Here is an 18789-nt window from a genome sequence, read left to right on the forward strand (position 1 = left end):
TCTTGTTGCCAAAGGCTTGTGCATGCGCGGCGGTGTGCTGTCCATCCGGTTCCGGACGAAAAAACCGGTGCAAGTCCGGACCTTCAGAGGGGTGCAGCGCCCGCGTGCGGCCGCATCGCCGCTTCGATCGCGGCCATCAGTTCGGCCTGTTCGAACGGTTTGCGCAGAATGACGGCGCCATATCCCGCCGCGACATCCAGCGCGTCGCTGTCGGCATAGCCCGTCACCAGGATGATCGGCAGATCGGGATGGCGGCGGCGCGCCATCAACGCGGTTTCGGCGCCGTTGAGGCCGGGCATCGCGAAATCGAGCATCAGCAGATCGGGCGCCTGCTGCTCGAGATCCGCCAGGCATGTCTCGCCATCGGCGAGCGCCGTGACGGCATAGCCCGACGCGCCGAGCACATCCTGAAGGAAACCGCGCACATCGTCATCGTCATCGACCAGCAGGATACGGGCGCCGCCGCGCGACATGATCCGGCGCCCCCTGGCCGACAGGACGGGTTCTGCGACCACGACCAGATCGGCGGCGGGCAGGTAGATCGAAACGGTGGTGCCCATGTCCACCGCGCTGTCGATCATCACGGTGCCGCCCGATTGATGCGCGACCCCATAGACCTGGGCGAGCCCAAGCCCGGTGCCTTGCCCGAACGGCTTGGTGGTGAAGAAGGGCTCGGTCGCGCGCTGCAATATCTCCGGCGTCATGCCGGTGCCGGTATCCTCCACCGAAACCGCGACATAATCCCCAGCCTCGTGATCGATGCCGCCCTCCAGCCTGGTGCGCCGCGCCGAAAGCGTCAGCGTGCCACCATTCGGCATGGCATCGCGCGCATTGATCGCGAGATTGAGCACCGCGTTTTCCAGCTGGTGCGGGTCGCACATGGCAAACCCGGCGGCACCGTCGAGTTCCGAACGGATCGTGATCCCCGGCCCCAGCGTGCGCCGCATCAGATCGATCACCTGGCCGATCTGCGCGCCGACATCGACGGGCTTCACGCTCAATTTCTGGATCCGCGAAAAGGCCAGCAACTGGCCGGTCAGCTTCGCCGCCCGCCGCGCCGCTTCCAGCGCGCCCTCCGCCAGCCTTTTATGGCGCGGATCGGTCACCCCCGCGACAACGATCTCGAGCCCGCCGATCACCGGGGTCAGCAGATTGTTGAAGTCATGGGCGATCCCGCCGGTCAACTGGCCGACCGCTTCCATTTTCTGCGCCTGACGCAGCGCCGCCTCCGTCTCCGCCTGCGCGGACAATGCCGCCGCCACGCGCTCCTCCAGCCGATCGTTCAGCCCGCGAAGCTCGGCCTCCGCCTGTTTCGCCATCGTCACGTCATGGGCGACGCCGATAAAGCCGATATGCCCGCCATCCGGCCCCCAGCGCGGCTGGCTCTGCGAGCGCAGCCAATGGAATTCGCCGTCGGAGAGACGGTAACGCGCCTCCAGCGTGAACGGCTTGTGCGAGCTTTCGCCCGCGATCTGCTCCTTCAGGATGCGCGGAAGATCGTCGGGATGGAGCAGGTGTCGCCAGTCATAATCGACCGCGACATCATATGACGCGCCGAGCATCTCGCAATAGGCGCGGTTCACGAATTCGCGCTTGCCGCCGAGCTTGCTGACCCACATCGGCACCGGCGAGGAATCGGCGATCAACCGGAAACGTTCCTCGCTCTCGCGCAGCGCCGCTTCGGCATGTTTGCGTTCGGTGATGTCGATGACGGCGCCGATGAAACGGCGCACCCGATCGCTCTCACGCGTCCGCACCTCGCCACGGCGCGCCAGCCAACGCTCCTCGCCCGTATCGAAGCGAAAGATGCGATATTCCGAATATTGCAGCGGATTGGCATCGATCTCGATCCGCGCCGGGCCGGCCACCCGGCGATCGTCGGGATGGATGCGCGAGACCAGCAGCGCATCCGTCACCGGCGCATCGGGCGACAGCCCCCATAAATGCCTGAACGCATCGGAGACCGTGACCAGGCCGGTCTCGGGGAACCATTCGAAAACGCCGACCTGCCCGGCCTCCTGCGCCAGCCGCACCCGTTCGGTCTGCTCGCGCAGCGCCGCCTCGCTCGCCCGCAATGCCGCTTCGGTCGCGCGCTGCGCGGTCACGTCCCAGCTCACACCGATCATCCGGGAAAGCGCGCCCTGCGCATCGCGCCTTGCCCGGCCGCGTATCTGCAGGACATGGATGCTGTCATCGGGCCAGACGCAGCGATATTCGATGTCGTAATCCTCGCCCGTCTCCAGCGATCGCCGTGCGGTCGCGCGCATCCGCTGAAGATCGTCGGGATGGATCTGCGCCAGCAGCATGTCATAGGTGAAGGGTTCGTCGGGCGTTCGGCCGTAATTCGCCTTGCAATTGGGCGACGCGTCGAGCGTCAGCGTTGGAATATCGAGCTCCCACCAGCCCATGCCGCCGGCATCGAGCGCAACGCTCAGCTTTTCCTCGCCCGGGGTCGTTTCCATCACGCCACCATTCCGATGGGAGGAGCCGCTCGACCGCGCCTTTCCACCCGCCCGATACGAACTCATGATAACGCAAATATATTAAAGAGATAGCCTGTCATTGCGCGGCCCCGCCCCCAGCATCGGGCGATGGCGCCGCCGATACGGGCATCACATGCACCGCCACGTCGAGCGTGCCGTGCGCCAGCACCAGTTCGTTGAAGCTGGGCGCGGTCGTCCGCACGCGTTCGGACAATGTCCCCGCACCGATCAGGCGCACGGCGCGGCCGCCCACGGGATGGCGAACATCGAAGGGATCATGGACATGGCCGCTCAGCACGACATCGGCGCCCGCGGCCGACAGCGCCGCCAACGCCTTTTCACCGCCCAGCGTCCGGCTGCGCTTCGTCATCGCCTGGGTGTCGATCAGCGGATGATGGCAGGTGACGATCTTGAGCCGGTCGGCGGGGCAATCGGCCAGCGCCTTCACCGCCATCGCCAGGCTGACGGGCCGAACGACGCCCCATGACCAGTTGCTGCGCCATTGTGCGCGCGCGGTGGTGCGCAGCGGCACGGTGCAGATCCCCGCCACTTCCAGCCGGTCCTCGATCGCGCGCTCGACCCGGCGATAGCGGCGATAGGGAGAGAAGAACCGCGCGATGGGGTTGAAATAGGGCAGATCGTGATTGCCGGGCTCGATCGTGACGGGCAGCTTCAGCCGCTGCAGCCATTCGGTGGCCGCCGCGAACTCGGCGCTGCGCGCGCGATAAGTGAGATCGCCGGTGATGACGACGGCATCGGGGCGCTCCGCGTCCACCCGCGCGGCGAACCAGTCGAGCGCGGCCTGGTCCTGACGCCCGAAATGCAGATCGCTGACATGGAAGATACGCGATGCCATTTTCGCTCAACGGCGAGGAGAGCAATCCGTTCCCGCAGCGTCACGAGCCGCACTGCAGGGGGAGAACGGGGGGATCAGCCCGGCGCGAGCGCGTCGATGATCCGGCAATCGGCGATCGTCCCGCGCCCGCATTGATCGATCAGGCTGGAAAGTTCGCGCCTGAGCGCGGTCAGATCGGCGATCTTGCGGTCCACCGAGACGAGCTGCGCGCGGGCGATCTCGTCGACGGCACCGCAGGGCCGGGCGCGATCGTCGGAAAGATCGAGCAAGGCGCGGACCTGATCGAGCGAAAAGCCGAGATCGCGCGCACGCCGGATAAAGGACAGGCGCGCGAGATGATCGGCGCCATAAGCGCGGTAATTGCCCGAGGTCCGGCCGGGCGCCGCGAGCAGCCCGGATTTCTCGTAGAAGCGGATCGTCTCCACCTTGGTGCCCGTCGCCCGCGCCAGTTCGCCGATCTTCATCGCTTGACCCTGTAGTTGCTACAGGGTGCATAAGCCGATTCGAATTGAGGAGTCGAGTGACGATGGCGGACGGTTGCTGCGGCGCGAAAGCGGGCAAGACGGCATTGAACGATCCACGGTGGCGGCGCGTGCTCTGGATCGCGCTGCTGCTCAACGCGGCGATGTTCTTCGTCGAGTTCGGCATGGGCGCTTCCGCCGACTCCCGCGCGCTTCAGGCCGATGCGCTCGATTTCCTGGGCGATGCCGCCAATTACGCGATCAGCCTGGGCGTCGCGGGCATGGCGCTGGCCTGGCGCGCGCGCACGGCGCTGCTCAAGGGCGTCACCATCCTGGGCTTCGGTCTGTGGGTGCTTGGTTCGGCGGCCTGGGCCTTTGTGACGGGCACCGCCCCGGAACCCGTCGCCATGGGCGTGATCGGCACGCTCGCGCTGATCGTGAACCTTGTCGTCGCATTGATGCTGTATCGCTACCGCACCGGCGACGCGAACATGCGATCGGTCTGGATCTGCTCGCGCAACGATGCGATCGGCAATATCGCGGTCCTCGCCGCCGCGCTCGGCGTGGCGGGCACCGGCAGCGCCCTGCCCGATCTGATCGTCGCGCTGCTGATGGCCGTTCTCGGCATCAGCGGCGGCTGGCAGGTGATCCGCGCGGCCCTTGGTGAACTCGCATCGGGCCGTTCGCTTGCCGGGCAATCCGCGTCGTGATAGCGGCTGGCTGATGTTCCGCCGCGCGCTGAGCCTTGTCCTGTTGCTGGCCGTCCTCGTGGCCGGCAGCGGCGCGCCCGCGCTCGCGCATATCCATCAGGGGCTGGGCGCCCATGCCTTCGAGCATGACGGCGGCGATGCTGCGGAAGCGGAAGACAAGTCCGACGCGCCCGCACCAAAGCCCGGCGACCAGCCCTCGCATGTCGGCCATCATCACCATTGCGGCGCCGACATCGCGGTGGACTGCGTGGACGCAGCCGATACCGGCCTGTCCGCTCGCACCGCGCTGATGCCGGCCGCATCGCCCGCCCTGCCCTCGCGCGCACTGGCGCCTCCGCTCCAGCCACCCGCCGCCTGATCCAGCCGCACGCATGGGCCGCCCCTGGGCGCCCGTGCCGTTCCCGCTGATCAGGAGCATTCCCAATGCCTATCATTTCGCGTTCGGCCCGCGGGCCGAATGCTCTCGCCCGATTGGGCGGCGCGCTTTGCGTCGCCCCGATGCTGCTCGCCTGTTCGATGGCGGCAGCGCAAACCTATGGCCCCGGCGATCCGTCACCCGCAACGGCCGCCACGCTTCCCGCCTTGCGCACCGGCCCCTTGCCCGCAGCGCTCTCGCTCGAACGCGCGCTGGAAAAGGCCGAAGCGCGCGCGCCGGCCATCGCCGCCGCCCGCGCCGCGCTCGAGGCAAGCCAGGCCCGACTGCGTCAGGCCGGTCTTCGCGCCAACCCGCAGCTCGACGTCACCGTCGAGAATTTCGCGGGCACTGGGCCCTATGCCGGCCTCGACGGCACCGAAACCAGTGTTCAGCTCAGCCAGCGGCTCGATCTGGGTGGACGCAGGGCCGCGCGGATCGGCGTGGCGGAAGCGGCGGTGCACGCCGAGGCCGTCCGGCTCGCCATCGCCCGGGCCGATCTTGCCCAATCGGTGCGTAGCCAGTTCGGCCTGGCACTGGCCGCAGATGCACGACTGGCGGTCGCGCGCGCCGGCCTTGCGCGCGCCACCGAATTGGCGCGCATCGCCGACGAACTGGTCGCGGCGGGCCGCGAACCACCGCTGCGCGCCTATCGCGCCCGCGCCAACGCCGCGCAGGCCGATGCCGCGCTGAAGACGGCCGCGGCGGAGGACGAAACGGCCCGGCGGTCGCTCGGCGCATTGCTGGGCAGCGACATGGCGGTGCGACGCGTGATCGGCGCGCTCGATCTGGCCAGGCCGCCGGGCGTGGCCCCCGCCATGACGCTGGACGCCCGGCTCGCCGCGGCGGAGCTGGCGATGGCCGAATCCGGATTGCGCCAGGCCCGGGCGGAGGGGCGGATCGATCCCTCGATCGGCATCGGCGCGCGCCGGATCGAGGAGACCGGCGATCGCGCGCTGCTCGCCAGCCTTTCGATGCCGATCGCGCTGTTCGATCGCAACCAGGGCAATATCGCCGCCGCGCGCGCCGATATCCGCGCGGCGCAAGCCGGGCGGGACGCGGCGATCGTGCAGGCGGCGGCGCGCATCGGCAATGCCGGAACCGCGTTCGACGCGGCGTTGATCCGCGTCAAGGCGTTGCAGGACGTGGCGGCGCCGCAGGCGGAGGAAGCCGTGCGGCTGGCCGATCTCGCCTATCGCGCCGGCCGGATCCCGCTCACCGAACTGCTCGACGCGCAGGAAGCGTTCGCCACCGCGCAGACCCAGCTCATCGACGCGCATCTCGCGCTTGTGGAGGCGCGCGCCGTGCTGGCGCGCGCCGCCGCCCAATAAGGATCTCATTCAGATGGATATCACCCAGAACCGCACCCGGCTGATCGCCGGGGCAGCCGGCCTCGCCCTGATCGCGGGCACGGGCGGATTGTTGCTTGGCCGCGCCGTGCTGTCACCTGCCGCCCCATCCACGGCCACGGCACCCGAAGCCGAGGAGGATCATAATCCCGAAGGTTTCGTCGAGATGGACCCGGCACGCGCCAATGCCGCCGGCATCGTCACCCAGCGCACCATCGACGGCGCGTTCGGCGCCGAGATCCTGGCTCAGGCGATGGTGGTGGCGACTCCCGATGGCGAAGCCGCGCTCACCGCGCGCGCCGATGGTGCGATCATCCGTATCACCAAGCATCTGGGCGACAGCGTGCGCGCGGGCGAGACCGTGGCGCTGCTCGAAAGCCGCGACGCCGCGACCTTCACCGCCGACAGCAACAGCGCCGCCGCGCGCGCCAACGCGGCTCGGCTCGCTTTTGCCCGCGAAAAGCGCCTGTTCGATGCGCGGGTGACCGCGCGGCAGGATCTGGAGGCGGCGCAGACCGCGCTGGCGGAGGCGGAAGCCGAATTGCAGCGCGCGCGATCGACCGCAGCGGCGGCGGGTGCGGCGGGCGGCCGCCATCTCGCGGTCACCAGCCTGATCTCCGGCCGGATCACCAGGAGCGACGCCAAGCTCGGCAATTATGTGACGGCGGGCACGGAACTCTTCCGCGTCTCCGATCCGGATCGCATCCAAGTCGAAGCCGCGATCCCGGCGTCGGATGCCGGACGGATCATGCGCGGCGACCGCGCGGTCATCGAACTGGCCGACGGCAATGTCGTCGATGCCACCGTGCATTCGACAACGCCGAGCCTCGATCGGCAAAGCCGTTCGGCGACGGTGCTGCTCGATCCCGTGGCGGCGGGCCGGCTGATACCCGGCCAGGGCGCACGCGTCCGCATCACCCCGCACAAGGCCGGAAGCGCAAGCGGCATCGTCCTGCCGGAAGAAGCCGTGCAATCGATCGGCGGGCGCGATGTCGTGTTTGTCGCCAACCCCAAGGGGTTCCAGGCGGTTCCCGTCACCGCCGGCCAGCGCGGCGGCGGGCGCATCGAGATCGTCGCCGGGCTGAAGCCCGGCCAGGCCGTCGCGACGCGCGGCGCCTTCCTGCTCAAGGCCGAACTCGGCAAGGGCGAAGCGGAGCATTGATACCATGATCCATCGTCTTCTCGACGCCGCGATCCGCTTTCGCTGGTCGGTGGTGTTCATCACCCTTCTCGTCGCGGTCTATGGCGTGTTCCAGCTCATGAAGCTGCCGATCGACGCCGTTCCCGACATCACCAACAAACAGGTGCAGATCAACACGGTCGATCCGGCGCTGGGCCCGCTCGACATGGAACGGCTCGTCACCTTCCCGGTCGAAACCGCGATGGCGGGCATTCCGGGGCTGCAAAGCACGCGATCGATCTCGCGCAACGGCTTCAGCCAGGTCACCGTGATCTTCGAGGATCATAGTGACCTGTATTTCGCGCGCGCGCAGGTGGCCGAACGGCTCAACCAGGCCAAGGGCACCTTGCCGGCGGGGGTCGAGCCACAAATGGGGCCGGTTTCGACCGGGCTCGGCGAAGTGCTGATGTATGTCGTCGATTTCGACAAAAAAGCGCCGCGCAGCGCGGGCAAGCCCGGTTTCCAGCCCGACGGATCCTATCTCACCGTGTCGGGCGAGCGGCTGACCGACGACGTCGCGAAACTCGGCTATCTGCGTAGCGTGCAGGACTGGGTGATCCGCCCGCAGCTCCGCTCGGTGCGCGGCGTCGCCGGCATCGATTCGATCGGCGGCTATGAAAAACAGTTCGTCGTCCAGCCCGATCCCGCGAAACTCGCCACCTATGGCATCTCGTTCAGCGAGCTGGCCGAGGCGCTGGAGCGCGCCAATATCTCGGTCGGCGCCAATTTCATCCAGCGCGGCGGCGAGGCGTTCCTCGTCCGCGCCGATGGCCGCATCCGATCGGTCGACGAGATCGGTCGCGCCGCCGTGGCGACACGTGGCGGCGTGGCGGTGGCGGTGCGCGACGTCGCAACCGTCCGGATCGGCGGTGGCTTGCGTACAGGCACCGCATCGCAGAACGGCCGCGAAGTCGTGATCGGCACCGCGCTGATGCTCGCCGACGGCAACAGCCGCATCGTCGCAGCCTCGGTCGCCGACAAGCTGGAAAGCGTCGCGAAGACGATGCCGCCCGGCATCACACTGACCACGGTGCTCGACCGTTCGACGCTGGTCGATGCCACGATCGGCACGGTCGAGAAGAATCTGGCCGAAGGCGCACTGCTGGTCGCCGCGATCCTGTTCTGGCTGCTCGGCAATTTCCGCGCCGCGATCATCGCCACGCTGGTCATTCCGTTGTCCTTCCTGTTCATGGGCACGGGCATGAACATGCTCGGCGTCTCGGGCAATCTGATGAGCCTGGGCGCGCTCGATTTCGGGCTGATCGTCGACGGATCGATCATCATCATCGAGAATTGCCTGAGGCGGCTCGCCGAACGCCAGCATCATGAGGGGCGATTGCTGACATTACCCGAACGGCTGCACGAGGTGTTCGAAGCCTCGCGCGAGATGGTGCGGCCCACCTTGTTCGGACAGGCGATCATCTTCCTCGTCTTCGTGCCGCTGCTCACCTTCACCGGCGTGGAGGGCAAGACCTTTTCGCCGATGGCGATCACCGTGCTGCTCGCGCTGGCGGGCGCCTTCATCGCCTCGCTCACTTTCGTGCCCGCGATGGTTGCGATCCTGATCCGTGGCAAGGTCGCCGAAAAGGATGTGAAGGCGATCGCCTGGACCAAGCATCGCTACGCACCGCTGCTCGAACGGGCGGTGGCGCGGCCCTGGCCATGGATCGGCGCCGGCACGGGCATCTTCGCCGCCGCCGCCTTGCTGTTCGCCACATTGGGCAGCGAGTTCATGCCGGTGCTGGGCGAAGGCAATCTCGCCATGCAGGCACTGCGCATCCCCTCCACCTCGCTCGATCAGTCGACCAGATTGCAGGCGCAGGTGGAGCGCGCGGTGGCGACATTGCCCGAAGTGTCTTTCATCTATTCGAAGACCGGCACCGCGGAGGTGGCGAGCGATCCGATGCCGCCCAACGCATCGGACACATTCATCATCCTCAAGCCGCGTCACCAATGGCCGGCGGGCGTGAGCAGCCAGGCCGATGTGATCGCCCGCGTCGAAGCGAAGGTGCAGCCGCTCGTCGGCAACGCCTTCGAGATCAGCCAGCCGATCCAGCTCCGCTTCAACGAGCTGATCGCGGGCGTGCGCGGCGATATCGCGATCAAGCTCTATGGCGACGACCTGGAGGAGATGGGCCGCGTCGCCCAGCAGGTCGCCGGCATCCTCAACACCGTGCCCGGCGCCGCCGACGTCAAGGTGGAGCAGACCGAGGGTTTTCCGACGCTCGACGTCCAGTTCGATCGCGATGCGATCGCGCGCTACGGCCTGTCGGTGCAGGAGGTCAGCGATACCGTCGCGGCAGCGCTGGGCGGCCGCGAGGCGGGCATCGTCTTCGAAGGGGATCGCCGCTTCGACATCGTCGTGCGGCTCGACGCGCAGACGCGCGACGATCTCGACGCGGTCGGGGCATTGCCGGTGCTGCTGCCCGGCGAGGGTGGCGCACGCATGTCGGTGCCGCTGCGCGAACTGGCGCGCTTCTCCTTCTCGGAGGGACTCAATCAGGTCAGCCGCGAGAATGGCAAGCGGCGCATCGTCGTGCAGGCCAATGTCCGTGGCAGCGATCTCGGCAGCTTCGTGTCGCAAGCGCGCGCCAGGGTGGCGGAACAGGTGAAGTTGCCCTCGGGCGCCTTTATCGAATGGGGCGGCCAGTTCGAGAATCTCCAGGCAGCCTCGGCGCGGCTGTCGCTGGTGATCCCGATCATCTTCGCCGCGATCTTCGGCATCCTGTTCCTGGCCTTGGGCGGCGTGCGACCGGCCGCCGCCGTCCATTCGGCGATCCCGCTCGCGCTGGCGGGCGGCGTCTTCGCGCTGGCGCTGACCGGCCTGCCCTTCTCGGTCTCCGCCGCCGTCGGCTTCATCGTGCTCTCGGGCGTGACCGTGCTCAACGGGCTGGTGGTGATGACGAGCATCGGCCAGCAGATCGCATCAGGCAAGCCGGTCGACCGCGCGGTGATCGACGGCACGATGGAACGCGTGCGCGCGGTGCTGATGACGGGCATCGTCCCCGCCATCGGCTTCGTGCCGATGGCGATCGCGACGGGTGTCGGCGCGGAGGTGCAGAAGCCGCTCGCCATCGTCGTGATCGGGGGGTTGATCACCTCCACGCTGCTGACCCTGTTCGTGCTGCCCGCGATCAGCCGGCTGCTGTTGCGCGGACGGACAGCGTGAATGCCGTACCCCGTCCGATCGGGTCCTCCGACCGGACGGGGTACGGCTTTCGCGCATTGCTGTCCGAGATTTCAGGGAGTCGTGAGATAAGGGCCATGCCGCTTCTCAAATGACCCAAAAAAAGGCCGTCATTCCGGCGAAAGCCGGAATCTTCTTCGACGTAGAGCAGGAGATTCCGGCTTTCGCCGGAATGACATGAGTGGGTAAATTTCTGTATTACAAGACTTTTGGCACCGTCGTTATTCTACCAGCTCAATACCACCTTGCCCGACTGGCCGGAGCGCATCGCGTCGAAGCCCTGCTGGAACTCCTGCGCGGCGAAGCGGTGGGTGATCAGCGGCTCCAAATCGAGGCCGTTGCGGATCAGGCCGAACATCTTGCGCCAGGTCTCGAACATCTCACGGCCATAGACGCCGCGGATCGTGATCGCCTTCAAGATGATATCCGCCCAGGCGACGTGCATCGCGCTCGACGGGATGCCGAGCATCGCCAGCCGGCCGCCCATCATCAGCGCGTCGATCGCCTGCGCGATCGCGGGCTGCGCACCCGACATCTCCAGTGCGACGCCGAAGCCATCGGCGATCCCTTCCTTCGCCATCACGTCGCGCAGATCCTCGCGCGCGACATTGACCGGGCGGATATCGGCGATGCGCGCCGCCAGATCCAGCCGATAGTCGTTGACGTCAGTCAGGATCACCGAGCGCGCGCCGGCACGGCGGGCGACGGCTGCGGCCATGATGCCGATCGGCCCCGCGCCGGTGACGAGCACATCCTCCCCCAGCAGATCGAATTGCTGGGCAGTGTGGACGGCGTTGCCGAACGGATCGAGCAGCGCGCCGATATCGAGGCTGACATCCTCGGGCAGCGGCACGACGTTGAAGGCCGGGATCGCCAGATATTCGGCGAACGCCCCCTGGCGATTGACGCCCACGCCCTGCGTGCCCGGATCGAGATGGAAACGCCCGGCGCGCGCGGCGGCGCTGTCGATATCGATCAGATGCCCCTCGCCCGAAACGCGCTGGCCGATATGGAGCGGCCGGGTGACGGCGGCGCCGATCTCGACGATCTCGCCCGCGAATTCATGGCCGAAGATCATCGGCACCGGCACGGTGCGCGCCGCCCATTCGTCCCAATTATAGATATGGACGTCGGTGCCGCAGATCGCGGTGCGCTGGACGCGGATCAACACCTCATCCGCCGCCGGAGTCGGCACGGGCGCGGTGGTGCCCCATACGCCCTCCGCCGCCTCCAGCTTGGCGAGACCGAACATCGTGGTCGCGGAAACCGCGCGGCGGTCGAGAATGGCGACGCTCATGCCACGATCCCCAGTTCGCGACCGGCCGCACCGAAGGCGGCGACCGCCCGGTCGACCTGTTCGGACGTGAAGGCCGCCGACATCTGCGTCCGGATCCGCGCCAGCCCCTTGGGCACCACAGGGAAGGAAAAGGCGGTCACATAGACGCCGTGATCGAGCAGCCGCTCGGCCAGCGCCACTGCGCGCGGCGCATCGTGGAGCATCACGGGGATGATCGGATGCTCGCCGGGCAGCAGAGTGAAGCCCAGCCCTTCCAGCCCCGCGCGGAACCGCGTCGCATTGGCGGTCAGTTGCGTCCGCAGCTTTTCGCCCTCGTCCGACCGCGCGATGTCGATCGCCGCCGCCGCCGCGCCGCACACCGAAGGCGCGAGCGCGTTGGAGAAGAGATAAGGCCGCCCGCGCTGGCGCAGCAGTTCGACCAGCGGCCGGCGCGCGGCGACGAAGCCGCCCATCGCGCCGCCCAGCGCCTTGCCGAAGGTGCCGGTGACGATGTCGATCCGCCCCTCGACGCCGCGAAACGCCGCCGAGCCGCGCCCTCCTTCGCCCAGAAAGCCGGTGGCGTGGCAATCGTCGACCAGGGTCAGCGCGCCATAGCGCTCGGCGAGATCGGCGATGGCCGCCAGATTGGCGACGGTGCCGTCCATCGAGAAGACGCCGTCGGTGACGATCAATATCTGGCCCGATCCCTCACGCCGCGCCTGTTGCAGCGCCTCCTCCAGTGCGGCCATGTCGTTGGTGGCGAAGCGATAGCGGCGCGCCTTGGCGAGCCGGATGCCGTCGATCAGCGAGGCATGGTTGAGCGAATCCGAGACGATCGAGTCTTCGGGGCCGAACAGCGGCTCGAACACCGCGCCATTGGCGTCGAAGGCGGCGGCGAACAGGATCGCATCCTCGAACCCCAGATAGTCCGCGATCTGCGCTTCGAGCTGCTTGTGCGGCAATTGCGTGCCGCAGATGAAGCGCACCGATGCCAGCCCGGCACCCCAGTCGCGCGTCGCGCGGATCGCGGCATCGATCACGCGCGCGTCGGAAGCGAGCCCCAGATAATTGTTGGCGCACAGATTGAGCACGTCGCGCTCGCCATTCGGCGTGGCCACGCGCACCTGGCTGCCCTGCGGCGACAGCAACACACGCTCGCGCTTGGTCAGCCCCTGAGCGTCGATCTCGGCCAGTTCCTGTCCGATTCGCTCGTAAAATGCGTCGTTCGCCAATCCCGCCTCCTCTGCTGGAGACGGGCCAGTACAATATAACGGATTACGAGTCTAGTATCCCGGAAACGGGATTTCAGCTCGTGACCACCAGAAGCGCCTTCGCGTCACCCGGTCCGTCATTGCGGATTTCATGCTCGACATCGGCGGGATAGCGCGCGGTGGCCCCCAACGGCACGGTCTGGCGCTCGCTCGCCGCGATCACCTCCAGCGAACCTTCGAGCACCGTCAGATGTTCGCGCGTGCCACGCGCGTGCGGCGAGGAGATGAGCGCCCCGCCCGGTGCGAAGGTCAGTTCATACCATTCCAGGCTGTCAGCCCGGTCGGCCGGACTCAGGATGCGCAACAGGCAGCGCCCATCCTCGGTGCGGATCTCGGGCGTGAAGCTTGCGGACGCGATATCGATGCGGACGCGCTTTTCCGGCTGACGGAAGCCGATCAGTTCGGAAACGTCGACTTTCAGCGCCTCGGCCAGCGCCCAGACCGTCGCCAGCGTGGGATTGGTCTGGCCGCGCTCGATTTGCGACAGCATCGATTTGGACACGCCCGATATCTTGGCGAGTCCGTCGAGCGTCAGCCCCTGGCGCCGGCGAAGCTGATGGATATAGGGGCCGATCTGCGGCGATCCTCCGCTAGGCATGATGGCGCCCCTCCCGTGGCGGGCATAAAACATCGCATGGCATGATCGCGCCATAGCAAGCCGAAACGGGCTTGTCGCTCACCGGCCGCCACCATCGAAATCGCGCAGGATCGCGGCGAACATGTCGATGCCGTCCCAGAGATTCCGGAGGCGGAGATTCTCGTTCGCGGCATGCTGGGCGTTGTCGGCGTTGACGGTCGGCAGCAACACCGCAGGCGTCGCCAGCCCATCCGCTATAACGGACATCGGAATGCTGCCGCCGAGCATCGGCGTCACCAGCGGCGGCTTTCCCAGCGCGCGCGTCACCGCGCGGATCACCGCCTGGGTGCCCGGCGCCGAAGCGGCGGCGCGATATCCGGGATAGCCCGGCCCCCATTCGGCGCGCAGCACCTTGACATGGCTCAGCAATGTCTCCGCATCGGGTTCCCGCGCGGTGACGAACCAGCCCTGATCGCGAAAGAAACGTTCGGTGACGGCGCGAACATGATCGGGCACCTGCCCCGGCACCAGCCGCATGTCGATCGAAGCCATCGCGCGGGTCGGGATCACATTCGCCGCCTTGTCACCGACCGCGCCTGCCGAAATGCCCCGGATGTTGAGCGCCGGCCGGATGACGCCATCCATCAGCCTGGGCGAACCCAGGGTCCGGCCGATCCGCAGATCGCGGCGCAGGCCATCCTCGACGGCGGGCAACGCATCGAGCAGACGCTGCTCCTCCGCATCGGCCAGCTTCACGCCATCCTCGAAGCCGGGAATGGTGACCACCCCATCCTCGTCGCGCATCGCCGCCAGCAAGCGTGCCAGCGCCAGCGCGGGATTGGGCACCCAATTGCCATAATGGCCCGAATGCAGTCCGCGTGCGGGGCCATAGGCGGTGAGTTCGAGCGAAGCGACGCCGCGCGCGCCCAGGATCACCTGCTGCGCACCGCTCGAATGGACGGGGCCGTCGCACAGGATCCAGAGATCGGCCTTGAGCGCACCGGCATGGTCGCGAAGCTGCGCCGCGATATCGGGCGATCCGCTTTCCTCGTCGCCGTCCAGGAACAGGATCACATTGGCGGCGGGCGCCTGCCCGCCGGCGCGCAGCGCGTCCATGGCGCGCAGGATCGCGACGATCGGCGCCTTGTCGTCGCTGGCCGAACGGCCATAGAGCCGCGCTTCGGGCGGAAGCGCCACGGGCTTGCCGGCAAGATCGATGACGGGCGCGTCGACGGCCGCGCCGGCGCGCAGAACGGGTTCGAAAGGCGGCGTCCGCCAGTCCGGCTGACTGACGGGCTGGCCGTCGAAATGTGCGTAGAAGCCCAGGGTCCGTCGTGCCCCCGCCACATCGAGCCGCGCGATGATCGACGGTTTTCCGCCGTCGGTCTGTATCCGCGTGACCGTGAAGCCGCGCCGCCTGAGCATCGCATCGAGCGCACGGACATTGGGTTCCATTTCGGCGGCGGTGCGACCGGCATTGGGAATGGCGACGAAATCGGCGAGTTCGCGCACGATTTCCCACTCATGGGCAATGCGATACTGGCGAACCGGATCGGCCTTGACCGGCGCGGCGAACGCGGGTGCGGCGACAAGCACCGCTATCGACAGCGGCAAACGGCGGATCATGGACATGACGGGTTTCCCTCCGGCGGTGCGGATGGACTGAATAGGATGACGCGGGCCGATTACAAAGACCCGGCAAGCCGCCATTGCCGCCCCACCATCGCCGATTTGATGCGATATATAGCCTTTGGCTATGCCAGAGGCATTCCATTTTGCAGCGCAGCACGCATCTGCTCGCGCGGCTGGGCGGCCTGCGACAGATTACCGTTCGAACAATGGCCCCGCCGCGACTCCGCGCGCTTTCGGGATGGGATATATTAGCGGATTCAGGTCGATATATCCATCGCCGACACCGCCGAAATAGCGCACTTCAACGCATGAACGGACAAGCCGCGATCCTCTTCTGCAAAGGATTCGGCCGATCCGCCGTATCCGGCGACCGATGAACCCGACGATCGATATAACTATCCGCTATGGCTCTATGAACCCTTTGTGCTGGATTTGTGACAGGTGTCGCAGGGATGTTGCGTTGCGAAAGAAAATCAGGGGGATTCGATTATGACGGCCGTTGCTTCACACTCTTTTTCGGGGAGCGCGCGTCGCGCGAAGCTCCTGCTCCTCGCGGGCGGCAGCGCGCTGCTGTGCCTGGCGCATCCCGCGCTCGCGCAGACCGCGCCCCAGGCCGCCGAGGCTGAGCCTGAAGCCGACATCATCGTCACCGGCTCGCTCGTCCAGCGCAACGGCTTCGACACCCCCACCCCCGTCACCGTGATCGGCGCCGAGACGCTCAGCCGCGTCGCCGCCCCCAACATCGCCGACGTCATCAACCAGATGCCTTCGGTCCGCCCGTCGCTGACCCCGACCAGCACGGTCAATCTCGGCAGCCTCGCCGCCGGCAACTATATCGATCTGCGCGGCCTGGGCTATCAGCGCACCCAGGTCCAGGTTGACGGCCGCCGCTATGTGCCGACCACGCCCGCGGGCGGCGTCAGCATTTCCTCGATCCCGCAGGCGATGGTCAACGGGATCGACATCGTCACCGGCGGCGCATCGGCTGCCTATGGTTCGGACGCCGTCGCCGGCGTCGTCAACCTGCGCATCGATTCCCGTTTCAAGGGCTTCAAGGGCAGCGTCCAGGGCGGCATCTCCAACTATGGCGATTACGAGAACTTCCTCGCCTCGGCGAGCTACGGCACCAGCTTCATGGACGATCGCCTGCACCTGGTCGTCGCGGCCGAAGCGTCGCAGAATGGCGGCATCCGCTGGCTGCGCGATCGCCCGTGGAGCGCGAAGAACCCCGGCACCGTCTCCAACCCCGCCTATACCGTCGCCAATGGCGAGCCGCGGCTGATCCTGACCGACAATATCCGCCAGACCAACGTCTCCTATGGCGGCGTGATCACCGGCGTCAGCTTCACCCCCGGCAACGGCAGCGCGATCACCAACATCCTGGCGCTTCCCTCCTATCTGAAGGGCATCCAGTTCGACACCAGCGGCAATGCGGTTCCCTTCGCATTCGGATCGCTGGTGACCGCGTCGACCCAGGTCGGCGGCGACGGCGCCAACGGTATCGCGGACAGCCTGGGCGCGGTTCCGGTCAACCGCTATACCGGTTTCGGCCGGCTGACCTTCGACGCCAGCGACGCGATCACGCTGTTCGGCGAATTCTCGTACAACAAGGTGACCTCTGAATATCTGGGCCTCGCCTCCGCGCACCAGATGAGCATCCGGTCCGACAACGTCTTCCTGCCCGCGGCACTGCGCCAGACGCTGGCGGCGAACAATGTCGCGACGATCACCGTCGGCCGCAGCGTGCTGGACAATGCCCGCACCGTCTCCAACCTCGATATCGAGACGATCAACGCGCTGGGCGGCTTCAACGCCAAGCTGGGCGCCGGCTGGACGCTCGACGGCAGCTTCAGCTACGGCCGCACCAAGAACCGCGCGACCACGAGCAACAACCGCATCACCGCGCGCTATAATCTTGCCGTCGACGCGATCGACGATCCGCGCACGCCGGGCGTGGTCGATCCGATCTGCCGCTCGACGCTGACCGACCCGACCAATGGCTGCGTCCCGCTGAACCTGATCGGCGAGAACCGCTATTCGGATGCCGCGCTCGCCTATGTGAACGGCACCGGCTTCCGCCTGTGGGACATCAAGCAGAAATCGGCGATCATGACGTTGCGCGGCTCGCCGTTCGACACCTGGGCCGGGCCTGTCTCGATCGCGGCCGGCGGCGAATATCGCGAGCTCAGCGTCAAGACGACGTCCGATCCCATCTCCACCGCCCAGGCCTTTTTCGGCGGCGGCACCATTCCCTATGCGGGCAAGGTGACGGTGAAGGAAGGCTTCGGCGAAGTCATGGTCCCGCTCGCCAAGGATACGAGCTGGGCGAAGGATCTGAGCGTCGACGCCGCCGTGCGCGTCACCGACTACAGCACCTCCGGCACCGTCGTCACCTGGAAGGGTGGCATCAGCTACGCGATCAACGATTCGATCCGCGTACGCGCCACGCGTTCGCGCGACATTCGGGCGCCGGGCCTGGAAGAGCTGTTCCAGGCGGGATCGACCTCGGCGCTCAGCGTCTTCGATCCGATCGTCAACGATACCTATCTCGTCACCGCGGCGAACCAGGGCAATCCCAACCTGACGCCTGAAAAGGCCGACACCTTCACCGCCGGCCTGGTGCTGACGCCCACTTTCATCCCGCGCCTCAAGCTCTCGGTCGACTATTACAAGATCGAGCTGAACAACGCGATCATCGCGCTGACCCCGGCGGCGATCGTTGACCGCTGCTACAGCGGCACGTCGCCCCAGGCCTGCCCGCTGATCATCCGCGGCGGCACCGACGATCGCATCACCCGCGTGCTCAACGGCCCGGTCAACCTGACCTCGGTCAAGACGAGCGGCATCGACGTGGAGGCGCAATACTGGTTCCCGATCGGTGAGGACCGGATCAACCTGCAGGCGCTGGTCACCTATATCGACAACACCTCGATCTTCGACGGCATCACGCTCACCCAGCTGGGCGGCAGCGTCGAGCAGCCGACGGTCGCGGCGGTGGGCGGCAACCCGCACTGGAAGGTCAACACGCATGTCAGCTATGTGAACCCCGGTTTCACGCTGAGCGTGGCTGCCCGCTATATCGGCGGCGGTGCGATCAACCGGGCCTATACCACCAAGGACCTGGACGTGCTGAGCGTCAACGGCCGCGTCTATTTCGACCTTCAGGGCGAAGTGACGCTGATCGAGAATGACGACAACCGCGTCGCCCTGTTCGGATCGATCCAGAACGTCTTCAACAAGACGCCGCCGATCACCGGCGTCGGCGGCTATGGCACCACGCGTGCGCTGTACGACACGCTGGGCCGGATGTTCACCGCGGGCGTCCGCTTCAAGTTCTGAGAATGATCCGATGAAGACAGTCCGGGCCGCATTCGCGGCCCGGACCATTTTGAGCA

At 67.1% G+C, this 18789-nt stretch carries 13 protein-coding genes; 6 read left to right on the forward strand and 7 right to left on the reverse strand.

From position 1 onward, the window contains the following. Positions 1-83 precede the first annotated feature (83 nt). From K7G82_RS25485 to K7G82_RS25495, 3 genes are all read right to left on the reverse strand, one after another. Entirely contained in the window at positions 84-2462 is a 2379-nt protein-coding gene (locus K7G82_RS25485; RefSeq protein ID WP_246623894.1) for a PAS domain-containing protein, read from the reverse strand. A 97-nt stretch (positions 2463-2559) separates the two neighbouring features. After that, positions 2560-3339 carry a metallophosphoesterase family protein gene (locus K7G82_RS25490; RefSeq protein ID WP_222992790.1) on the reverse strand — a complete coding sequence of 260 codons (780 nt, stop codon included), beginning with the start codon at positions 3337-3339 and terminating at the stop codon, positions 2560-2562. Between the two features lie 74 nt (positions 3340-3413). Further along, complete coding sequence (locus K7G82_RS25495; RefSeq protein WP_222992791.1) at positions 3414-3803, reverse strand: MerR family transcriptional regulator; 390 nt, start codon at positions 3801-3803, stop codon at positions 3414-3416. Between the two features lie 62 nt (positions 3804-3865). Between K7G82_RS25495 and K7G82_RS25500 the strand changes: the two genes are divergently transcribed. The 5 genes from K7G82_RS25500 to K7G82_RS25520 all read left to right on the forward strand — a co-directional run bounded on the left by K7G82_RS25500 (position 3866) and on the right by K7G82_RS25520 (position 10620). After that, positions 3866-4510 carry a cation efflux transmembrane domain-containing protein gene (locus tag K7G82_RS25500; protein ID WP_222993037.1) on the forward strand — a complete coding sequence of 215 codons (645 nt, stop codon included), beginning with the start codon at positions 3866-3868 and terminating at the stop codon, positions 4508-4510. A gap of 13 nt (positions 4511-4523) precedes the next feature. After that, entirely contained in the window at positions 4524-4868 is a 345-nt protein-coding gene (locus K7G82_RS25505) for a hypothetical protein (protein ID WP_222992792.1), read from the forward strand. A 65-nt stretch (positions 4869-4933) separates the two neighbouring features. After that, on the forward strand, positions 4934-6253 hold the full coding sequence (locus tag K7G82_RS25510) for a TolC family protein (RefSeq protein WP_222992793.1): 1320 nt from the start codon (positions 4934-4936) through the stop codon (positions 6251-6253). Between the two features lie 13 nt (positions 6254-6266). After that, entirely contained in the window at positions 6267-7433 is a 1167-nt protein-coding gene (locus K7G82_RS25515; protein WP_222992794.1) for an efflux RND transporter periplasmic adaptor subunit, read from the forward strand. 4 nt (positions 7434-7437) lie between these two features. After that, positions 7438-10620 (forward strand): efflux RND transporter permease subunit, encoded by a 3183-nt coding sequence (locus K7G82_RS25520; RefSeq protein ID WP_222992795.1) that lies wholly within the window; start codon positions 7438-7440, stop codon positions 10618-10620. Positions 10621-10864: 244 nt separating this feature from the next. Here the strand turns inward: K7G82_RS25520 and tdh are convergent, their stop codons facing one another. From tdh to K7G82_RS25540, 4 genes are all read right to left on the reverse strand, one after another. Continuing rightward, the gene (tdh, locus tag K7G82_RS25525; RefSeq protein WP_222992796.1) at positions 10865-11935 is read right to left on the reverse strand and encodes an L-threonine 3-dehydrogenase; all 1071 of its coding nucleotides are present in this window, start codon (positions 11933-11935) and stop codon (positions 10865-10867) included. Beyond that, complete coding sequence (locus tag K7G82_RS25530; protein ID WP_222992797.1) at positions 11932-13146, reverse strand: glycine C-acetyltransferase; 1215 nt, start codon at positions 13144-13146, stop codon at positions 11932-11934. Before K7G82_RS25530 ends, tdh begins: the two co-directional genes overlap by 4 nt. 73 nt (positions 13147-13219) lie before the next feature. Beyond that, the gene (locus K7G82_RS25535; RefSeq protein WP_222992798.1) at positions 13220-13783 is read right to left on the reverse strand and encodes a helix-turn-helix domain-containing protein; all 564 of its coding nucleotides are present in this window, start codon (positions 13781-13783) and stop codon (positions 13220-13222) included. Positions 13784-13861: 78 nt separating this feature from the next. After that, positions 13862-15394, reverse strand: a complete 1533-nt coding sequence (locus K7G82_RS25540; RefSeq protein WP_222992799.1) for a M20/M25/M40 family metallo-hydrolase — start codon at positions 15392-15394, stop codon at positions 13862-13864. A gap of 489 nt (positions 15395-15883) precedes the next feature. On the opposite strand from K7G82_RS25540, the gene K7G82_RS25545 reads away from it, so the two are divergent. Continuing rightward, entirely contained in the window at positions 15884-18733 is a 2850-nt protein-coding gene (locus K7G82_RS25545; RefSeq protein WP_222992800.1) for a TonB-dependent receptor domain-containing protein, read from the forward strand. Positions 18734-18789: the final 56 nt, after the last annotated feature.

Source organism: Sphingomonas colocasiae, from assembly GCF_019880585.1.
Taxonomy (GTDB): Bacteria; Pseudomonadota; Alphaproteobacteria; order Sphingomonadales; family Sphingomonadaceae; genus Sphingobium_A; species Sphingobium_A colocasiae.